The sequence below is a fragment of the Acinetobacter halobius genome (assembly GCF_044130335.1).
Taxonomy (GTDB): domain Bacteria; phylum Pseudomonadota; class Gammaproteobacteria; order Pseudomonadales; family Moraxellaceae; genus Acinetobacter.
Map to the genome: position 1 here is coordinate 61,413 of NZ_JBIQOD010000010.1, position 19,728 is coordinate 81,140.

Below are 19,728 nucleotides of genomic sequence, written 5' to 3' on the forward strand. Positions count from 1 at the left end.
CGTTAGCTATCGGCCCTATATATGCGCCAAGTTGAAAGTGTTGGTTTAGGGTTATAATAAAATGGCCCGATTAAAAAGAAAATCTCAGCCAGTAAATACGCTCCATATTCATTTCCTTAAACTTTTAGCTCCTTTTTGCTGAGCCTTAGCGTTTTTAAGTTCAATTTTCGGTCTTTGTTTTGTTTCTGATGAAGCGAGTTTTAGTAAGAAAAAATCTTGCAATGCGATGTGCTCGACCACAGAATTTGTTCAATTTATATATGTAAAACAACTTTTGCTGTAAAAGCAGTCCATTTTTAATGCTGACGACTTCGTCTTGCACCACAGATAAAAGCAATGTTTTTATTTTTGTTCGGATGGCGGATGACATTAACCAGTATTAAATAAGATCTAGAGTTTAAAAAGAAAATGCCGGTCAGTTTCGGAACTGACTGGCATTCTGTTTAAAACGGGTTTTTCTTGAATCAGGGTTTTGAGGGCTATTCAATTATTTAAAGTTACCTTCTAAAAACTGTTTGAGGCGTTCACTTTTCGGGTGAATCAAGACTTCTTTCGGGTCGCCTTGTTCTTCAATTTTACCTTGATCTAAAAATATAACATGGTTGGACACATGGCGTGCGAAGCCCATTTCATGGGTGACCACAATCATGGTTCGGCCTTCTTCAGCCAAACTTTGCATCACTTTCAACACCTCACCTACCAGCTCAGGGTCCAAAGCACTGGTTGGTTCATCAAACAACATCACCTCAGGCTCCATTGCCAAGGCACGAGCAATCGCGACACGCTGTTGCTGTCCACCAGATAGAAAAGAGGGGTATTTTGTTTCTACACTTTCTGCGAGTCCAACTTTTCTTAAATATTTACGAGCCCGTTCTTCCGCTTCACTCCGTTTTAAACCTAAAACATGAATGGGCCCTTCAACGATGTTTTCTAATACCGTCATATGTGACCATAGGTTGAAATGTTGAAACACCATCATCAGTTGGGTGCGCATTTTTTGTAGCTGTTTGGGATTAGTGGCTTTGAGATTGCCATTTTTATCCAAGCTCGTCTCTAACTGCTCACCATTGAGTTCAATGCTACCTTGGCTTGGCTGCTCTAGAAAATTGATGCAGCGAAGAAAGGTGCTTTTACCTGAACCCGAGGAACCAATAATACTAATCACATCGCCTGCATGTGCCTCAAGTGAAACCCCTTTTAAGACTTCATGATCGCCAAAGCTTTTACAAAGATCTCGAATCACCAGTTTTGCTGAATTTTCCATTTTTTCTCCTAATGATTCGATGGTTTTAAAAACGCCAGCCAGCGTTGTTCCAATTTACGAAAGATCCAAATGAGGATAAATGCCAGACAGGCATATAGCACAGCGGCAATGCCAAAGGCGTCAAAAGTGGCATAAGTGGCAGCATTGACATCTCGTGCAATTTTGAGAATATCAGGCACGGTTGCAGTGAAGGCAATGGTGGTTGCATGCAGCATCAAAATGACTTCATTGCCATAAAAAGGCAGTGCTCGGCGTAGCATAGACGGAATAATAATGCGGGTATAGCGTTTCCACGGCGACATTCCAAAGGCTTTTGCTGCCTCAATTTCACCGTAGGGAATTGAACGTATTGCGCCAGCAAAAATCTCAGTGGTATAAGCCGCTGTATTGAGTGCAAACGCTAAAATGGTGCAATTAAGCCCTTCTCTAAAGAATTCATCGAGCCGTTCATGGGCATGGACAAATTCAAGGCTATAAATTCCCGTGTAAATAATCAGCAGTTGTACATAGAGGGGTGTACCACGAAATACATAGGTGTAAAACCAAACAGGAAGACGTAAAAAAGGATTTTCTGATACGCGGGCAACCGATAGAGGTACAGCTAAAACAAAGCCAATTGCAATAGAAAGCACCAACAACCATGCGGTCATGGCAACGCCAGTCATTTGAAAACCATCGGTCCACAGGTAGGACTGCCAATATTGTTGAATAATCTCAATCATAATTGTCCCTTTTTCACACCAGCAGAATAACGACGTTCCAGCCACATGAGTATTAAATTTGAAAGGGTGGTGATGGCCAAATAAATGACTGCCGCAACGATACTAAAATAGAACACTTGCATGCTGCTTCGACCTGCATCTTGGGTAATTTTGACAATGTCGGTCAAACCAATTAAGGACACCAAAGCGGTGGCTTTGATGAGGACTTGCCAGTTGTTACCAATGCCTGGTAAGGCAAAACGCATCATTTGTGGAAAGAGGACACGCCTGAAAACTTGAAATGGGGTCATGCCGTAGGCATATGCGGCTTCAAGTTGACCTTTGGGGACGGCTTGAAATGCACCACGAAAGGTTTCAGTAAAATAGGCCCCATAAATAAATGCCAAAGTAATCACCCCCGCCACAAAGGGATTGATATCAATTTGCTCCATCTGCAAAGATTCGGTAATGGAGTTCAGTCCAAGTTGCAGGCTATAGAATAACAACAACATGATCACCAGATCGGGAACACTACGAATGAGTGTGGTATAAACAGTCGCAACATAGCGTATGATTTTAATATGGGAGAGTTTGGCACTTGCACCAAACAATCCAATCATGATCGAAAGTACAAGGGATAACAATGCAAGCTGAATGGTCATCCAAGTGCCACTGAGTAATACGGGACCATAGCCAGACAAAAACATACTCAGTTTCTCCGAGTAAAAATATAATATTTTGTAAATCAGCTATATATAAAAAGTGTCGGTATTGAACCGACACTTTATAGGTTAATAAATGCTGAAGGAGAAGTATTTTTTCTCGAGTTTTTTATAGGTGCCGTCGGCAATAATTTCAGCTAAAGCCTTATCAATATTCTTTTTCAGATCGACGTCTTCTTTACGTAAGCCGATGGCAGCCCCTACACCGAGTGTTTTGGCATCGACCACATTATTGCCTGCAAAAGCAAAGCCTTTACCTTTTGCTGATTTCAGGAAACCACCATCAACCATAATTGCATCTTGTAATGTTGCATCTAGACGCCCAGAAACCATGTCTTGATAAAGCACGTCTTGGTTTGGATAAGGAACCACATTCACACCTTTAGGTGCCCAATAAGCTTTTGCATAACTTTCTTGGATGGTCCCTTGTTGCACACCTACACGTTTTCCTTTCAAAGAAGCGGGTGTCGGAAGTAAAGGAGAGCCTTTTTTCGCGACCATGCGGGTTGGAGTATTATAAATTTTATTACTAAACGCGATTTGTTTTGAACGATCAGCCGTCACGGTCATGGATGATAAAATTCCATCAAATTTCTTGGCTTTGAGGGCAGGAATCATTCCATCAAAGGAGTTTTCTACCCAAACACATTTGGCTTTTAATTTGGCGCAAATAGCATTTCCCAAGTCGATGTCAAAACCGACCAGCTTATTGTCAGGGGTTTTATATTCAAAAGGAGCGTATGCAGATTCTGTACCAAAACGAATGGTTTTCCATTCTTTTGCTTGAACAGTGCTGCTTAGCGCAGTGAGTACGAATGTAGTGGAAAGTAGTAATTTTTTTTGCCAGTTTTTCATTTTAAATATAGCCATCCGTAAAAAAATCAAATCTAGAAAATAAGACGAAGATAGAACTTACCCGACTGAGTACTTTTAAATAAAAGCAACATCTATACCAGTTTTCTGCTCTTAGAGGATCAATGGATCTTCTCGCCATGAGAGATGAGGAAATATGGATATTTTTCGGTTGGAATAATTTTTATCTAAAGAACGTCCTGTTCATATCGTTTTATCATATTATAGAATGAGTTCAATATATAGCTGAAATACGCTTGAAATCTTGTGCGCTATGACGTACAGCGTTGTTGATTTTTTAGCAAATTTCGATGTTCCACAAAGTGTATGCTGAGTGAAACGTGGTTTGAAAACGAGCAGACTATAGATGAAGTTTAAACAAAAAAACCGAGCGTTTAAGCTCGGTTTTTTTGAATCTGTAATAGATTAGATATCAGAAAGGTCGATACCTAAACGTGCAGCAACTTCTTCGTACGCTTCAACCACACCACCTAAACCTTGACGGAAACGGTCTTTGTCGAGTTTTTTCTTGGTTTCTTTGTCCCATAGACGGCAGCCGTCTGGAGAGAACTCATCACCAAGAACAATACGGTCGTGGAATACACCAAACTCAAGTTTGAAGTCCACAAGTAGCATGCCACCTTGGTCAAATAAGTTTTTAAGCACTTCGTTCACTTGGTAAGTGAGGACTTTCATTTGCTCAAGTTGCTCAGCAGTTGCCCAACCTAAAGCAATCGCTTGAGACTCATTCACCATTGGGTCGCCAAGAGCATCATCTTTGAAGAATAATTCAAAAGTCGGCGGAGTTAATTCCTTGCCTTCTTCTACACCTAAGCGACGGCATAAAGAACCTGCTGCATAGTTACGAATCACACATTCAACAGGGATCATGCTGAGTTTTTTCACTAAAACTTCTGTTGGTGAAAGAAGTTTTTCAAAGTGAGTCTCAATGCCAGCCGCAGCCAATTTATCCATGATAAAGGCGTTAAAACGGTTGTTCACCTTACCTTTTCGATCTAGTTGTTCGATCTTTTCACCATTGAATGCCGAAGCATCGTCACGAAAGACTAAAATCAGGTGGTCTGCACTGTCTGTTTCATAGACAGATTTCGCTTTACCAGTATAGAGCAAGGTTTGTTTTAACATGAGGGAACCTTTTTCAAAAAAAAATGCCTAGTACGACTAGGCTGGCCAATTTTGGTAAATCTGAGTTAACAATTCTGTGGCTTTTTCAGGCGCTGCAAAACTGTTATCGGCATTGAACACTGCAAGGTTATTGCTTGTACCGACAGCGGTTAGTCTTAACACATAGGTCTGTTGATCGACCTTAATGGTTGCTTCATAACCATTTTTGCCTTGGCCAACGATTTGATGGTTGAGACTGCTGAGGGTGGCAAGTGTGTATTGCCAAATTGTAGCAGAATTTCCTTCAACTTTGAGCAGCGGATTCTTATTTCCGTCAATAATCAATTGAGGGCGACCTACGGCTACAGCTACGGTTTCAGTTGATTCTGTTTGGTTGGTAATTTGAGTCGATTCTGGGCGAGGCATTGCGAAACGGTTACCACGCTTGTTTTCAAGTACTGGTGCGTGTTCTAAAGCAAGTGCCTCAACCGTTGGAGCTGGATACAACGGCGTTGCAGGTCGAACCATTGAGCCTTCAGGGTATTTAAGAGGTTCCAAGCTTGCTGTTTCTTTATAGTCCAAACTACCGTTATTGACTGCAAGAGAACTACAACCCGCTAAACTGACGACTGAAAGTGCGAGGGTAAGACCTAAACGTAATTGCATATTAATGTGCTCTTTATTGAATGACACCCGCTTTTGTGAGTGCTTCACGGAGCGGTGTGCGATATTGTTCTGCAAGTGGTGTTAATGGTAAACGAATACCCGTTTCGATTAACTCCATTTCATGAAGTGCCCATTTCACAGGAATTGGGTTCGATTCGCAAAATAGAATTTCGTGTAGATTTGCAACTTGAGTATTTAAGCTTTCTGCCTTTTCAGCTTCACCTGCAAGTGCTGCTGCACAAACATCACTCATTTGTTTTGGTGCAACGTTTGCAGTCACAGAAATATTACCTTGAGCACCTGACAAGATCAGTTGGTAGGCTGTTGCATCGTCGCCTGAATACACAGTCATATCTTTGCCAGCAAGACCCTCAAGCAGAGCTTGACCACGAGCAACATCGCCTGTGGCATCTTTAATGCCTACAATTTGTGGGATATCTGCCAAACGAATAACGGTTTCATTTGTCATATCAACGCCAGTACGGCCTGGAACGTTATAAAGAATCTGAGGCAGGTCAACCGCTTCTGCAATGGCTTTATAATGTTGGTATAAGCCTTCTTGAGTCGGTTTATTATAATACGGGGTAACAAGAAGGGCAGCATCTGCACCCAGTGCTTTGGCTTCCTTGGTCAACTCAATGGCTTCGCGAGTTGAGTTCGCACCAGTACCCGCAATAATCGGGATGCGTTTGTTTGCTACACGAATGATTTCTTTGATCACTTGTGTATGTTCTTTCATGCTTAGAGTAGACGCTTCACCCGTTGTACCGACAGCAACAATGCTATTTGTGCCTTGTGCGATGTGCCACTCAACGAGCTTCTCTAGACCCTTCCAATCTACGCTGCCATCTTCAAACATAGGGGTGACGATTGCGACAATTGAGCCTTGGATGGTCTGTGCTTGCTGAGTCATTTTAAAAAAATATCCTATTTGTCCATCCAGTTAGGCCAGAAAAACATAAGATTGGATGGGTACGTATTTTAATTTATAGCATTTTCAAAGCGCTGATGCATTGAATAATGCTTATGCAAATTATGAACGAACACAACATGAAGAACAATATGATTTAGTCAAAGTGTATAAAAACTTTATCTTTTGCTACAAAAATAAAGCCTGTTTAAATGCTGTACAAAGAACATGCTTTTCATCCAGAACCTGAAAATAGTATTACGCAAGGCAGACGTGAGTCGTTTGGGGCCATCGAAAAGTGGTTTTTTAGATGAAAAAGAGGCTTAAAAGTCTATCAAACCTGATATTCCGTGTATAAAAGTCAGAATTTAAGACCTTTTAAAACTCATACAAGATGTAAATGTGATTTCTGCAAATCTGTTTGCTACAAAAGAATCATTGCTAAAAAGCAGTCTAATCATTCATTTCAGCTATCACTAAAAGGGGGAAACTTGCTTTTATTAAATCGGTGATATGCCTATTTTCAGCATTTTAGTCTAAATTTTTTCCTTATTTTTATTGTTTTTAAGACTATATCTGAACGGATGTTAATACAGGACTAATCCACTAATTTTAGCCATTTGTATGATTTCATTCCACCTTTTGATAGTTATTTCTCCGACCTTGCTCATAGATGATGGCGTTTTTGGAACGCTGATTGAACAAGGATTTCCCAATGCAAAAATCAGATAGGCAACATGCAATTGTCACGGTTGCGATTTGCTTCTTAATTGCAGTCATCGAAGGGCTGGATATTCAAGCAGCAGGTATTGCAGCCGCAGGCATTCGTGAATATTTCGGTTTGGATAGTTCACAGTTGGGGGTGTTTTTTAGTGCAGGGATTCTGGGTCTATTGCCCGGTGCACTGGTGGGCGGGCGTTTTGCTGACCGAATTGGCCGTAAAAAAGTGTTGATTGGTTCAGTGGCTATTTTTGCGGTCTTTACACTCTGTACGGTGTGGGTCAACAGCTTTAATAGTTTATTGCTGGTGCGGTTCTTGGCAGGTGCTGGTCTTGGTGCGGCGATGCCGATTTTAATTACCTTAGCCTCTGAGGCAGTTTCACTACAAAACCGCGGTCGTGCTGTTGGATTGATGTACTGCGGTATGCCTGTGGGTGCTGCCATTCTTTCATTGGTTGCAAGTACTGAGTTTGGTGCCAACTGGAAGAATATTTTCTATTTGGGTGGTTTATTACCGATTATTGTCATTCCTGTGATGATGTGGTTGTTGCCTGAGTCGAAGGAATTTTTAAAGACTCAAAACCCAAAATCTGCCACTGAGGCTGCACCTCAAGCCGCGTTTAAAGAGCTGTTGAACGCGGATAATTTATTTAGAACCTTATTTATTTGGGTGAGCTACTTTTTCACCCTGATGGTGGTGTACATCATGCTCAGTTGGTTACCATCACTGTTTACTGAGTTAGGCTTTTCACGTAAGGAAGGTGCAACGGCGCAGTTCTACTTTATGCTAAGTGCGACAGTGGGGACCGTGATTTTAGGGATGCTGACAGACCGCTGGAAGAAAGCTTATGTCATCGTACTGATGTATGGCGGCATCTTGGCGGGGTTATTGGCATTAAATGCGGCTTCTTCACTGGATCAAATGTATTTGGCCGCAGCATTGGTTGGTGCTTTTGTGATTGGCTGTCAGGGCGTATTGTATGCTTTTGGTGGAATTGTCTACCCAACTGAAGTACGTGGCACAGGTATTGGCGTCGCTTCTGCCGTAGGGCGGATTGGCGCAATGCTAGGGCCTGCAATTGCTGGAGCATTACTAAACGCAGGTTTCGGTGCAGCAGGAGTCATTTCAGCAGCGATTCCATGTATTGTGATTTCAGCGGTGATGATGTTGTTACTGACCCGTCGTATGAAGGGCGTATGACATCATCCATAAGCATGAGTTGGAAAATAGCCTGCTAGAAGCAGGCTTTTTTTCATCAAAATGACAATGCTGCGTAGCGTACTTGTTGATTTGCTTCAATATCCATTGCACTCAAGGCTACAGTCATTTAATTTTGACCCGCGAGGATGAATACTGTTTTATAAATTAAGCTAAGCTTGGCCTTCGAGCACAGAACAAAAAGGACAGAGAAGAATGCAGAAGAATATGGCACTGATTGTGGTGGATGTACAAAATGGTTTTACCCCCGGCGGAAATCTAGCGGTGGCAGGATCAGATCAAATTATTCCTAAAATTAATCAGTTGGGCGCTTATTTTGACAATATTGTACTCACCCAAGATTGGCATCCAGAAAATCATATTTCTTTCGCAGAGAATCATCCTGAAAAGCAAGCTTTTCAAACCATTGAATTGGACTATGGCACACAAGTGCTGTGGCCACGCCACTGTGTACAAGGCACGCAGGATGCTGAATTACACCCTGATCTCGACCTTGCCAAAGCGCAGTTGATCATCCGTAAAGGATGTCATGCATACATTGATAGTTATTCTGCTTTTTTAGAAGCGGATCATAAGACACAAACCGGACTCGCAGGCTATTTAAGAGTGCGTGGGATTGATACGGTATTTATTGTTGGGATTGCAACAGACTTTTGCGTTGCGTGGACCGCAATAGATGCTGCACAACTCGGTTTTCAAACTTATGTCATTGCAGATGCCACCAAAGGTATCGACTTACAGGGATCTTTACAGCATGCATGGCAAGACATGCTGGCGCAAGGCGTAAAACGTCTCTATTGCAAAGACATTGCACAACAATATGCACAAAGGATGTATTGATCCAATCGAGACTCTGTAATCATCAACATAGAAATCATAAGGCATGCTGTAGGGAAAGGTCATGGGCACTTTTTTAAGATTTACCACTTGGATTCAAAAAACCTTTGCTTTGTGGGTCGTATTATTTGCAGGGATAGCACTTTTGAGTCCTGAAACCTTTGTCTGGATGAAAGCTTATATCACGTGGATGTTGGGCTTGATCATGTTTGGTATGGGCATGACCATGACGTTGAACGACTTTAAAAGTGTGATGCAGAGTCCAAAAGCAGTTGCGATTGGGGTGGCTGCCCAGTTTGTGGTGATGCCAAGTGTGGCATATGTGTTATGTGTGTTGTTCCGCTTACCCGCTGAAATTGCCATAGGAGTCATTTTAGTGGGCTGTTGTCCAGGAGGGACGGCATCTAATGTGATTACTTACATGGCGAAAGGCAATACAGCATTGTCTGTTGCATGTACCACAGTATCGACTTTATTAGCACCTGTACTGACTCCCGCGATTTTCTATCTGCTGGCCAGCCAATGGATTGATATAAATGCATGGTCGATGCTGAGTTCAATTTTACAGGTGGTGTTGTTTCCTATTGTTTTAGGGCTGGTGGTACGTGCTGTACTGAAACATAAAGTTGAAAGCTATATTTCAGTCATGCCTTTAATTTCAGTGGTCGCAATTGTGTTGATTGTGGCAGCGATTATTGGTGGCTCAAAAGCACAAATTTTAGAATCTGGTTTATTGATTTTAGCTGTGGTGGCGTTACATAACGTGATTGGTTATTTACTTGGCTTTGGAGCTGCAAGGATGTTTCACTTGCCGCATGCCGACTGTAAAGCGGTTTCGATTGAGGTGGGTATGCAAAACTCAGGTCTCGGTGTGGCTTTGGCGGCTGTGCATTTTGCTGCTTCGCCAATTACAGCGGTCCCCAGCGCCATCTTTAGTTTATGGCATAACATTTCAGGACCTATTTTAGCTAGCTATTGGGCAACAAAGGCAGACACAATGCTCAATAAAAAAAAGTGAAAAAGAACATATTTTGGTTTAAATACTGTACGCTGTTCAAGCTTTAAGCATAAAGTCAGGATGAACTTTCTATTTGGGCTGTGATTGTAACTAAACTGTCATAAAGACTGCCTAACATCCCTGCCAAACACTTCATAACAGACTGTTTTAAACAGCATTGAGAGGGTATGGATAATTTTCAGCATTCATCGGTGACGTATTTCAACCGAGAGCTATCGTTATTTGAGTTTCATCAGCGGGTTTTAGCACAAGCATTAGATTTGAGTTTGCCTGTGCTAGAACGTTTAAATTTTTTAATTATTTTTTCACGTAATTTGGATGAGTTTTTTGAGATTCGTATTGCGGGTTTGATGAAACAACGCGATATGAATGCCATTGCCAGAACCCCTGATGCACTCCCCACAGAAGTCGTACTACAAGACCTGTCTCAATCTATTCATACTGCGGTTCAAAAACAATTTGAAACGCTCAATCATTCGATTTTACCCGAGTTACAGGCTCACGGTATTCAATTCCTTCAGTTCCAAGACATCTTAGAAAAACATAAAACGTGGATTGCAGAATATTTTGCCAAAGAAATCCAACCTGTTTTAACCCCGATCAGTCTAGATCCTTCCCATCCTTTTCCTCGTCTCGTGAATAAAAGTCTGAATTTCATTGTGAGTTTACAAGGTAAGGATGCTTTTGGGCGAAGCATTGAGATGGCAATTGTTCCTGCGCCACGTTCTTTGCCTCGCCTGATTTCGATGCCCAAAGCAGTTTCAGGCAGTGTAGACACGCAGATTTTCTTAACTGCGATGATTCAGCAGCACATCAGCGATTTGTTCCCAGGTATGAAAGCTACAGGCTGTTATGCCTTTCGTGTGACACGTAATGCCGATTTGATTTTGTCGGAAAATGTTGACGATTTGGCGGTTGCGCTAAAAGATGAATTGTCTTCACGTCGCTTTGGGCGCGCGGTGCGTTTAGAAATTGAAGATGACTGTCCCGAAGCGGTGATTGATTATCTGCTCAAGGAGTTTGATTTAACTGAGCAGGAGCTTTATCGCATTGATGGGCCGATCAATCTTTCACGTCTTAGTACCAGTTGTGATCGACCTGAATTGAAACATCCAGTTTTTATTCCCGTTATTCCCAAAGTTTTGCGCAAACAAAAAAGTACCTTTGATACTTTAAAAGCACAGGATGTATTGTTGCATCATCCGTTTGATTCTTTTCAGCCTGTAATTGGCTTATTAAAAGAAGCCGCGAAAGATCCAAATGTACTAGCGATTAAACAAACCCTTTACCGCAGTGGGCCCGACTCTGAAATTGTACAGGTCTTGGCAGAGGCAGCACGAAATGGCAAGGAAGTCACAGCAGTGATTGAGTTACGTGCACGTTTTGATGAAGAATCGAATATTACTGTAGCCAATATTTTGCAAGAGGCGGGCGCGGTGGTGGTGTATGGCATTGTGGGCTATAAAACGCATGCCAAAATGATTTTGATTGTACGCCGTGAAAATGCTCAATTGATCCGCTATGCCCATCTAGGCACAGGCAATTATCATGCGGGCAATGCCCGTATGTATACCGACTATGGGCTGATGACTACACAGCCTGATATTTGTGAAGATGTTCACCGCATGTTTCAAGAACTGACGGGGATGGGTAAGATGGCTAAGTTAAAGGCATTATTACATGCGCCTTTTACTTTACACAGTGAACTGTTAAAGCTGATTGAGCAAGAAATTGAGTTTGCACAAGCTGGTCAGGCCGCACGTATTATCATTAAGGTTAATGCTTTAACTGAACCGCAACTGATTGCTGCATTGTATCGTGCGTCACAAGCTGGGGTGCGGGTTGATCTGATTATTCGTTCGATCTGCTGTTTGATTCCACAGGTCCAAGGTATGTCTGAGAATATCCGTGTACGTTCGATCGTGGGTCGTTTTCTTGAGCATACGCGAGTTTACTTTTTTGAACATGGCGGTGAGAAAAAGCTGTACTGTGCCAGTGCAGACTGGATGGGACGCAACTTATTTTCACGTGTGGAAACCTGCTTTCCAATATTAGATCGCACTTTGAAAAAACAAATTTATAAAGATGGGCTAATAAGCTACCTGAATGATTGTTTAAATGCTTGGGAGCTACAAGCCGATGGTCATTGGCTTAAAGTAGCCTGTACTGATCCAGAACAGCGCTATAGTGCACAGCAACATTTGGTTGCCCAAAAGCAACTGAAAATTTGAGTTCGACAGAGAAAAAAGCCTGACATGTGTCAGGCTTTTTTCTGCTCGGGCGTAATTAAGAGGCTTTAGATTGTTTTGCTTTTAGAATTTCAGTTCTTAAAGTTTGTGCCAATTCGGCAGACTCTGAACCCATACCATTGACCATAAAGGCATGACGGGTCAAGACATTGGTTGGATTCGGTAAGTTGATCAATTGATAGCTTTCGGAAATGTCTTTCAATAATTCATTGCTTAAATGCACCGCACTTTCTTTGGCAGATAGTTGTTGCACTAAACGTTCAGATGCTTGAGTGGCAGACAGTTGCATTGCATCAACTGCAGTTGAAATACCACAACGTGTTTGCAAAACAAAGCGCTTTTCTTCGCGGTAACGTTTATATAAAACGTCAGACAATAGCTGGAACACACTGCTGATCATCATGAGACATGGCACGGCATTCGGCGTGTCGGTCGACATGGTGAGGGTTGCACCATGTTCATTAAATGACTGATGTGTGCTGACGTCTGAGCTGTTTAATTTAAAGTGCTTTAAGCAAAGCTCGGTACTTTTATTCAGAAAAATTTGGCACAAGTTAAAATACGGAATTGAGACCGTGGTATTGACTGAGTCCATCAATTGTTTTGGGTCATAGAATTGAATATTGAGTGCGACCGAATGGTTGTCCACGATCACAGGTTTTTGCTCTTTCGGCTTAGCACTGGTTTTGAGTTGTTGCTGTGCTTGAGCAATCGCGACCGCAGCATGATGTTTTTCTTGTTCAAGTGTTTGCGTTAACACTTGAATTTCGTGTTTTAAGCGAGATTCATTATTGATCCGTGTTAAGTATTCAGTACGGCTTGGGCGAGCAATCGCACGATAAGCCAACCACAGTAAACCATGAATCGCCAAAGACAATAAAATTGCTAACCATTGCGTCCGTAGAATTTCGCCCATACTTGGTTTGATGAGTGTGATCTCGATACTACCCACTTTCTTTTCGTTTTGTAGCGCATCACGAACAAACACTTCACCATCTCGTGTTCGCACCTGACCACCAGTTGCCAGCACTTGATTATTGGCATCCAATATACGAATGGAAGCTACGCTTGGGTTGGTCGCATAGCGATCCACCAAAAGCGCGAGAGAAACCGTGTTGGCAGGTTCCAGTTCTGTAAGACTGTCTGTCACCAATTGAGAGGTCATCAGTTGACCTTGGCTGGCACGGTTTTCATTCAGTTGATGAGTCGTTGCCAATACCAATAAAAAGGTATGTAAAGCAAAACTTACAATTAATAGGCTAGCAAATAGCCCTTGTCTAGGCGCATTCAACGTAAACTTCCAAAGAAAATATATTCAATTTCGATTATGATTCTAACAATAGTCGTAGCTCAGACCCGAGTCAATTCATGCGAGAAATCATTCTTATTTCATTTTTAGGACCAGACCAGCCTAATCAGTTCACTCGATTAATGCAGGTATTGTCCACTCATTCACTACAAATTTTAGATGTTGGACAAGCAGTTATTCATAACCAATTGACCTTGGGTATAGTTGTTTCTTCAGATGACCAAACCGCAACGGCTTTGGCGATGAAAGAAATTCTAATTTTAGCACATGATATTGGTTTAACTGTACGTTTTAAACCAATCACTACAACTGAATACGACCAGTGGGTGAGCGAAGGTGGACGGACGCGCTATATAGTCACGGCTTTGGCGCCAGAGCTTGAGGCTGCACACTTACAAGCAGTTACAAATATTGTGTCCAACCAAGGTTTCAACATTGAAACTGTGACCCGTTTGTCAGGTCGTCCAGTCTTAAATGGCGAATTGGATGGGCCAAAGCGCGCTTGTGTCCAATTTGGTTTAAGCGGACAAATGCTGGATGCTGCAGCGATGCGTGCGGCTTGCTTACGCTTATCACATGAGTTGAATGTCGATGTCGCGGTTCAAGAAGACAATGCCTACCGCCGTAACCGTCGTTTGGTCTGTTTTGATATGGACTCGACCTTAATCGAGCAAGAAGTGATTGATGAGTTAGCTATTGAAGCAGGTGTCGGCGCACAAGTAGCTGAAATTACAGAACGTGCCATGCAGGGTGAGTTGGACTTCCAACAAAGTTTCCGTGCACGTGTCGCACTGCTCAAAGGAATGGATGCTTCTGTTCTACCTAAGATTGCGGAACGCTTGACCGTTACAGAGGGTGCGGAACGTTTAATCTCAACTTTAAAAGCATTAGGTTACCGTACCGCGATTTTGTCGGGTGGGTTCCAGTACTTTGCTGAGTATTTACAAGCGAAATTGGGCATTGATGAAGTGCATGCCAATATCCTAGATGTTGAAAATGGCGTAGTGACAGGTGAAGTGAAAGGCCACATTGTCGATGGTGCACGTAAAGCATTATTGCTGCGTGAATTAGCTGAAAAGATGGGGATTTCGCTTGAACAAGCCATTGCTGTAGGCGATGGTGCAAACGATTTACCGATGCTGTCGATTGCGGGTTTAGGGGTCGCATTCCGAGCGAAACCATTGGTAAGACAAAACGCGAATCAAGCCATTTCAAGTGTTGGTTTAGATGGTGTTCTGTATTTATTGGGCGTGCATGATAAAGATTTGAATCGTGCCTAAAAGCATTTGTGAGGATAAAAAACGCAGCCCTTGAGCTGCGTTTTTTTGTTGCAAATTTAAGCAAAAAGCGATGAGTGGTCAGTGAAAAATGTTGATAAAAACAACGATCAACAGAATCGAAAAAAATATTTTTAACTGCTGAAATTAAGGGTTTTATTTTGTAATGACACGCCAAGACCGAGCATGTCTTTGTTTTGGAAAAGTTCAAATCTTAAAAAATGTAATGACAATATAATATGGCGACAAGGTATGTCGCATTCTAAAAATACAAGCCTTTTTTTCTTTTCAAAACTGCTCATAATGCATGCATAGAGTTTGAAAGCTACACAATCCATTAATTTTAAACGGTATAGGGGATGGGTTCAGCGCAGTGTATAGATCGCTTGAACTGATCTTAGACGGAGGTTTTTATGGTAACAGCGAATTTAGCTACCATCGTTGGCTTGAGTTTAGTCGCCGCTGCGTTGATTGCTGTTTTCTTTTCGCCTTATCGTCGCTGGTTGAGTTTTATGGTGGCGGGTATGGTGTTTTGGGGAATACTGGAAGTCATTCGCCTAGGTGTGCAAGCAGTCTTTGAAATGCCAATCACTTATAGCTACTTAACTGCTTTAACTTCAGCGATGCTTATTGTGACGATGTTACTTCTACGTGAAGACCGTCGTGCAGAACGTGCATTGGCGCAGCGCCGTTGTATTGAACATACACCTGTATATGAAGATGACCAACAGCAATGTTCTAGCCGCTAAGTCATAAGTACATACCGTACAAAAAGATGCCTAGGGCATCTTTTTTACGTTCTTACATGATTGTTATACAAAGCCTAGCAGTAAAAATGGCAACTTGTGGTAGGATTGGAAACAGTCAATTTATCAACAATTACAATAGGCTTACATGTCATGAAACTATCTTCAATTCCTGTGGTTAAACTTCCATTGGTTGATGTCAGCACGGATCCGCTGGATTTAATGGTTACAGGTCTGGCACTGCGTATGAAACAACTGGCACGCACTAGCCCAAAATTTATTGAATTGGTTCATGAGCGTCAGTTCCGTATTCAGATTGGTACGGATTTGGGTATGGCCCGCCAAATTATTGTCAATAATGGACAGATTGATACCGTTTCAGGTGATGCTGAAAAAGCCGATTTTATTTTACAGTTTGCGGACAGTGAGCAGGGTGTGAAAACTTTAATCAAAGGTGATCCAACCGCATTTATGACCGGCATGCAAAACGGCAGCATTAAAATGGAAGGTGATTTTGGTCTCTTGGTTTGGTTTAACCAAGTTGCAAAATTGGTTCCGCCAAAGCTACCAAAGCCTGTGAAAGCAAAAATTAAAGCCGCTCGTGCGTTTTTGAAAGAAAAAACGGGTAAGTAAGTTTTATTGAAAAATAATATATTTATCAATATGATTGCCCCCAAATTATGGGGGTAATTTTTTTATGAAAACTTTTTTAACTGCAACATTAATGACAGCATCTTTAGCACTAACAGGTTGTGCGAGTATTATGTCTGGCTCAACGCAGACACTGACATTTAAGTCAGTTCCTGACACAGCAAATATTGTGATCACAAATAAACTGGGTGAGAAAATTCATACAGGCTCAACCCCTGCAACGGTCACTCTTAAACGTGGTAATGGGTATTTTAAACCCGCAAGTTATGACGTTACATTTTCAAAAGAAGGCTATCAACAGAAAACCGTACATGTCACTGCAAAAATGAATGGTTGGTATATAGCTAATATCGTTTTTGGTGGATTAGTTGGCTTTTTGATTGTTGATCCTGCTACTGGTGCTATGTATAGCTTAAGCCCTAATGATGTGAATACACTTTTAGAGATTTCTAATACTGAAAGTAACAAGATGCAAAACAATCAAAATCTTACTGTTATGCTCATTGATGAAGTACCTAAGGATATGTTGGCGCGAGCACAATTCATCAAGCAAATTTAATCCTATCAAAAGGCCCTCGACTGAGGGCTTTTTGATACGTTGCTTTTTTATTCGACTTCTAAATTAAAAGTCACAGGGCCATCATTGACCAAATGTACTTTCATATCGGCGGCGAAAATACCTGTCTGTACAGTTTCAAACTGGGCCTTGGCATAGTCAACCAATTGTTCATATAAGGCTTGGGCATCATTTGGTGGCATAGCGGGTCCAAAGTCAGGACGCAAGCCCTTTTGCGTCTGCGCCATCAAGGTAAACTGAGAGACCAGTAAGATTCCACCACCTGCCTGACTCACGTTCCAACCCATTTTACCTTGTTCGTCATCGAAGAAACGATATTTTAAGATCTTATCGACCAGTTTCTTCCCTTTTTCGAAGGTATCATCTTTTCCTATACCTAAGAAAACCAAGATACCGTGTTGAATTTCGCCAGTGGTTTCACCATTGACGACCACTTTGGCTTCGAGAACGCGTTGTAATAAGGCTCGCATGATTGATTTGATCTATCGCTTGATTATGCAAAGTGGAATTGTAGCAAACCTATATTGCCTGAGCAGATCATCAAGCATATTTTGCACATAAATGACTGAAGAATAGCGAATAAAGATCAAACTATTCCATAAACCGATTAAATTTATGAAAATTATCCGTTTTAACAATTTGTGTAATTTTTGTATCTTGGCTGACGCAGGAAAGGTAGGAATTTTAGTGAGATAGAAACGATGTTTAAGTTTTCTTTGTTAGTTGCAATGTTGGCAACTGCGACGGGTGTTACACAAGCAGCGACATTAACCAAAGATAATGGTGCACCAGTCGGAGACAATCAGAACTCAATAACTGCGGGCGAATACGGACCGACTTTACTGCAAGATGTTCAACTCGTTCAAAAACTGCAACGCTTTGGCCGAGAGCGTATTCCTGAGCGAGTCGTACATGCGCGTGGTACAGGGGCCTATGGTGAGTTTGTTGCAAGCAAAGATTTATCCGATTTAACCGTGGCTTCCATGTTTAAGGGAGGCACTAAAACCCCTGTATTTTTACGCTTTTCTACCGTCATTCATCCGAAAGGTTCACCAGAAACTTTACGTGATCCACATGGTTTTGGCTTGAAATTTTACACACAAGAGGGCAATTGGGATTTAGTGGGAAATAATCTTCCTGTGTTTTTTATTCGTGATGCCATCAAATTTCCAGACTTCATTCATGCCATGAAGCCAAGTCCTGTGTCAAATGTACAAGATGCCAATCGCGTATTCGACTTTCTACAAAGCCAACCTTGGTCAGTCAACATGTTGACCTATGTTTACTCAAATTTGGGTACACCTGTGAGCTATCGTAATCTGGATGGTTTTGGGGTACATGCCTTTAAGCTTTATAACGCTAAAGGTGAATATCAGTACGTGAAATTTAATTTCCGTACGAAGCAGGGGGTAAAAGGTATGAATCTAGAAGAAACGGCTGCAATGCAGGCGAAGGACTTCAACCATTTAACCAATGATTTGTATAACAATATCAATGCAGGTCATTTCCCGAAATGGGACTTGTATATTCAAGTTATTGATCCTAAAGACTTAAATAATTTTGATTTTAATCCATTGGATGCAACTAAAATTTGGCCAACTCATTTAGTTCCAGAATTCAAAGTTGGAACATTGACACTGAATCGTATGCCAAAGAACTTCTTTAATGAAACGGAACAATCAGCTTTTGCACCAGGAAATTTAATCCCAGGTATCGAACCATCAGAAGACCGTTTGTTGCAAGGTCGCATTTTCTCTTATTCAGATACGCAAATGTATCGTTTGGGAGCAAACCATCAACAAATTCCTGTCAACCGTCCGCTTGTCGCTGTCCAAAATAACAATCAGGAAGGCGCGATGAATATGTCGCATCGTGATTCTGATGTGAACTATGAACCCAGTCGTGCCGAGCCTAAGTCCGCGGTATTACATGCCAAGGCTGTGAATACACCTCTGGGTGAAAAAGTGTTGCAACAGGCGATTCAAAAAGAACAGCCTTTTAAACAAGCTGGTGAGTTATACCGCTCTTATTCAACACAGGAAAAAAATGATTTGATTCGGAACCTTGCGGCCGACTTAGGTCAAGTCAAAGATCCAGAAACCAAAAATCTGATGTTGTCATATTTTTATAAAGCGGATGCAGATTATGGCAGACGTTTAACCGCGGCAACCAAAGGAAATCTTAAGCAAGTAGAAGCTAAAGCAGCATTGCTACAAGACTAATACGTCTGAACAAAATTGGTGACTAGGGCGAGGACGTCACCTCCCAAAAGTCCTGTAAAACTCAGAACCTTTCCTGCAACCCTAGGGCGAGTTTTACAGGCATTGTATTTTTAACCGCTAAACAGTGGAAGATATGTCATGAAATTTCTATTTAACGGTTTAATGGTTGCAGTGCTCAGTCTAAGTACTTCGGTTGTCTATGCAGAACAAACGACTTCGACAGCATCTTTAGCGCAATCGCAACAAGCTTTAATAGATCTATTTTTTGCTGCAGCTCGAACTGGCAATCAAGATGTGATGAGTGAATTTTTAAAGTATGGTTTTCCAGTCAATCAGAAAAACCACGCAGGTTTTACTGGGCTCATGATCGCCAGTTATTATGGTCATCAAGATGTCGTAACGCTGTTATTAACACATGGTGCTGACCGATGTTTACGCGATCACAAAGGCAATACGGCTCTTATGGGGGCAATATTTAAGTTGGAATGGTCGATTGCCAATCAGCTACGCCAAGTTGATTGTGATGTACAGGCCAAACAGACAGGTCAAAAAACAGTACGAGAATTTGCAAAAGTGATTGGTCAAGAACAACAGCTGGAAAAATGGATAGAAACAGAGTCTCAACAAAAGTAAAAAGCACATTTCACTTTGAACCTTGGTCGA

At 41.7% G+C, this 19,728-nt stretch carries 19 protein-coding genes; 10 read left to right on the forward strand and 9 right to left on the reverse strand.

Annotated features, from left to right (window positions below):
* Nucleotides 1-487: 487 nt before the first annotated feature.
* From ACE01U_RS10290 to dapA, 7 genes are all read right to left on the reverse strand, one after another.
* Nucleotides 488-1,264 carry an ABC transporter ATP-binding protein gene (locus ACE01U_RS10290; protein ID WP_086210343.1) on the reverse strand — a complete coding sequence of 259 codons (777 nt, stop codon included), beginning with the start codon at nucleotides 1,262-1,264 and terminating at the stop codon, nucleotides 488-490.
* An 8-nt stretch (nucleotides 1,265-1,272) separates the two neighbouring features.
* Nucleotides 1,273-1,986 carry an ABC transporter permease gene (locus ACE01U_RS10295; RefSeq protein WP_086210342.1) on the reverse strand — a complete coding sequence of 238 codons (714 nt, stop codon included), beginning with the start codon at nucleotides 1,984-1,986 and terminating at the stop codon, nucleotides 1,273-1,275.
* Nucleotides 1,983-2,672 carry an ABC transporter permease gene (locus tag ACE01U_RS10300; RefSeq protein ID WP_086210341.1) on the reverse strand — a complete coding sequence of 230 codons (690 nt, stop codon included), beginning with the start codon at nucleotides 2,670-2,672 and terminating at the stop codon, nucleotides 1,983-1,985. The genes ACE01U_RS10295 and ACE01U_RS10300 overlap by 4 nt, the downstream gene beginning before the upstream one ends.
* Nucleotides 2,673-2,756: 84 nt before the next feature.
* Nucleotides 2,757-3,542, reverse strand: a complete 786-nt coding sequence (locus tag ACE01U_RS10305; protein ID WP_395579401.1) for an ABC transporter substrate-binding protein — start codon at nucleotides 3,540-3,542, stop codon at nucleotides 2,757-2,759.
* 423 nt (nucleotides 3,543-3,965) lie between these two features.
* On the reverse strand, nucleotides 3,966-4,685 hold the full coding sequence (purC, locus tag ACE01U_RS10310; protein WP_004691818.1) for a phosphoribosylaminoimidazolesuccinocarboxamide synthase: 720 nt from the start codon (nucleotides 4,683-4,685) through the stop codon (nucleotides 3,966-3,968).
* A 36-nt stretch (nucleotides 4,686-4,721) separates the two neighbouring features.
* The gene (locus ACE01U_RS10315; protein WP_110974700.1) at nucleotides 4,722-5,330 is read right to left on the reverse strand and encodes a lipoprotein-34 precursor (NlpB); all 609 of its coding nucleotides are present in this window, start codon (nucleotides 5,328-5,330) and stop codon (nucleotides 4,722-4,724) included.
* 13 nt (nucleotides 5,331-5,343) lie between these two features.
* Nucleotides 5,344-6,243, reverse strand: a complete 900-nt coding sequence (gene dapA, locus ACE01U_RS10320) for a 4-hydroxy-tetrahydrodipicolinate synthase (RefSeq protein WP_086210338.1) — start codon at nucleotides 6,241-6,243, stop codon at nucleotides 5,344-5,346.
* 712 nt (nucleotides 6,244-6,955) lie between these two features.
* Here dapA and mhpT point away from each other — a divergent pair.
* The 4 genes from mhpT to ppk1 all read left to right on the forward strand — a co-directional run bounded on the left by mhpT (nucleotide 6,956) and on the right by ppk1 (nucleotide 12,265).
* Nucleotides 6,956-8,161: a 3-(3-hydroxy-phenyl)propionate transporter MhpT gene (mhpT, locus tag ACE01U_RS10325; RefSeq protein ID WP_395579402.1), complete on the forward strand. Its 1,206-nt coding sequence runs from the start codon at nucleotides 6,956-6,958 to the stop codon at nucleotides 8,159-8,161.
* 213 nt (nucleotides 8,162-8,374) lie between these two features.
* Complete coding sequence (pncA, locus tag ACE01U_RS10330) at nucleotides 8,375-9,019, forward strand: bifunctional nicotinamidase/pyrazinamidase (protein WP_395579403.1); 645 nt, start codon at nucleotides 8,375-8,377, stop codon at nucleotides 9,017-9,019.
* A 61-nt stretch (nucleotides 9,020-9,080) separates the two neighbouring features.
* Complete coding sequence (locus ACE01U_RS10335; protein ID WP_395579404.1) at nucleotides 9,081-10,034, forward strand: bile acid:sodium symporter family protein; 954 nt, start codon at nucleotides 9,081-9,083, stop codon at nucleotides 10,032-10,034.
* Nucleotides 10,035-10,201: 167 nt separating this feature from the next.
* The gene (gene ppk1, locus ACE01U_RS10340) at nucleotides 10,202-12,265 is read left to right on the forward strand and encodes a polyphosphate kinase 1 (RefSeq protein WP_395579405.1); all 2,064 of its coding nucleotides are present in this window, start codon (nucleotides 10,202-10,204) and stop codon (nucleotides 12,263-12,265) included.
* Between the two features lie 55 nt (nucleotides 12,266-12,320).
* On the opposite strand, the gene ACE01U_RS10345 is transcribed toward ppk1, so the two are convergent.
* Nucleotides 12,321-13,574 (reverse strand): hypothetical protein, encoded by a 1,254-nt coding sequence (locus ACE01U_RS10345; RefSeq protein WP_395579406.1) that lies wholly within the window; start codon nucleotides 13,572-13,574, stop codon nucleotides 12,321-12,323.
* 77 nt (nucleotides 13,575-13,651) lie between these two features.
* Here ACE01U_RS10345 and serB point away from each other — a divergent pair, with 77 nt between their 5' ends.
* The 4 genes from serB to ACE01U_RS10365 all read left to right on the forward strand — a co-directional run bounded on the left by serB (nucleotide 13,652) and on the right by ACE01U_RS10365 (nucleotide 16,825).
* A complete protein-coding gene (gene serB / locus ACE01U_RS10350) occupies nucleotides 13,652-14,872 on the forward strand; it encodes a phosphoserine phosphatase SerB (protein ID WP_086210332.1) in 1,221 nt (406 codons plus the stop codon).
* Between the two features lie 410 nt (nucleotides 14,873-15,282).
* On the forward strand, nucleotides 15,283-15,618 hold the full coding sequence (gene aciT, locus ACE01U_RS10355) for a ciprofloxacin tolerance protein AciT (RefSeq protein ID WP_004691806.1): 336 nt from the start codon (nucleotides 15,283-15,285) through the stop codon (nucleotides 15,616-15,618).
* Nucleotides 15,619-15,768: 150 nt separating this feature from the next.
* Entirely contained in the window at nucleotides 15,769-16,248 is a 480-nt protein-coding gene (locus tag ACE01U_RS10360) for an SCP2 sterol-binding domain-containing protein (RefSeq protein ID WP_004691804.1), read from the forward strand.
* Between the two features lie 64 nt (nucleotides 16,249-16,312).
* Entirely contained in the window at nucleotides 16,313-16,825 is a 513-nt protein-coding gene (locus ACE01U_RS10365; RefSeq protein ID WP_086210384.1) for a hypothetical protein, read from the forward strand.
* 47 nt (nucleotides 16,826-16,872) lie between these two features.
* On the opposite strand, the gene dtd is transcribed toward ACE01U_RS10365, so the two are convergent.
* Nucleotides 16,873-17,313, reverse strand: coding sequence for a D-aminoacyl-tRNA deacylase (dtd, locus tag ACE01U_RS10370; RefSeq protein ID WP_086210331.1), 441 nt, complete (start codon nucleotides 17,311-17,313; stop codon nucleotides 16,873-16,875).
* Between the two features lie 231 nt (nucleotides 17,314-17,544).
* Here dtd and ACE01U_RS10375 point away from each other — a divergent pair, with 231 nt between their 5' ends.
* Entirely contained in the window at nucleotides 17,545-19,065 is a 1,521-nt protein-coding gene (locus tag ACE01U_RS10375; RefSeq protein ID WP_395579407.1) for a catalase, read from the forward strand.
* 138 nt (nucleotides 19,066-19,203) lie between these two features.
* Entirely contained in the window at nucleotides 19,204-19,698 is a 495-nt protein-coding gene (locus ACE01U_RS10380; RefSeq protein WP_395579408.1) for an ankyrin repeat domain-containing protein, read from the forward strand.
* The last annotated feature ends 30 nt before the right edge of the window (nucleotides 19,699-19,728 follow it).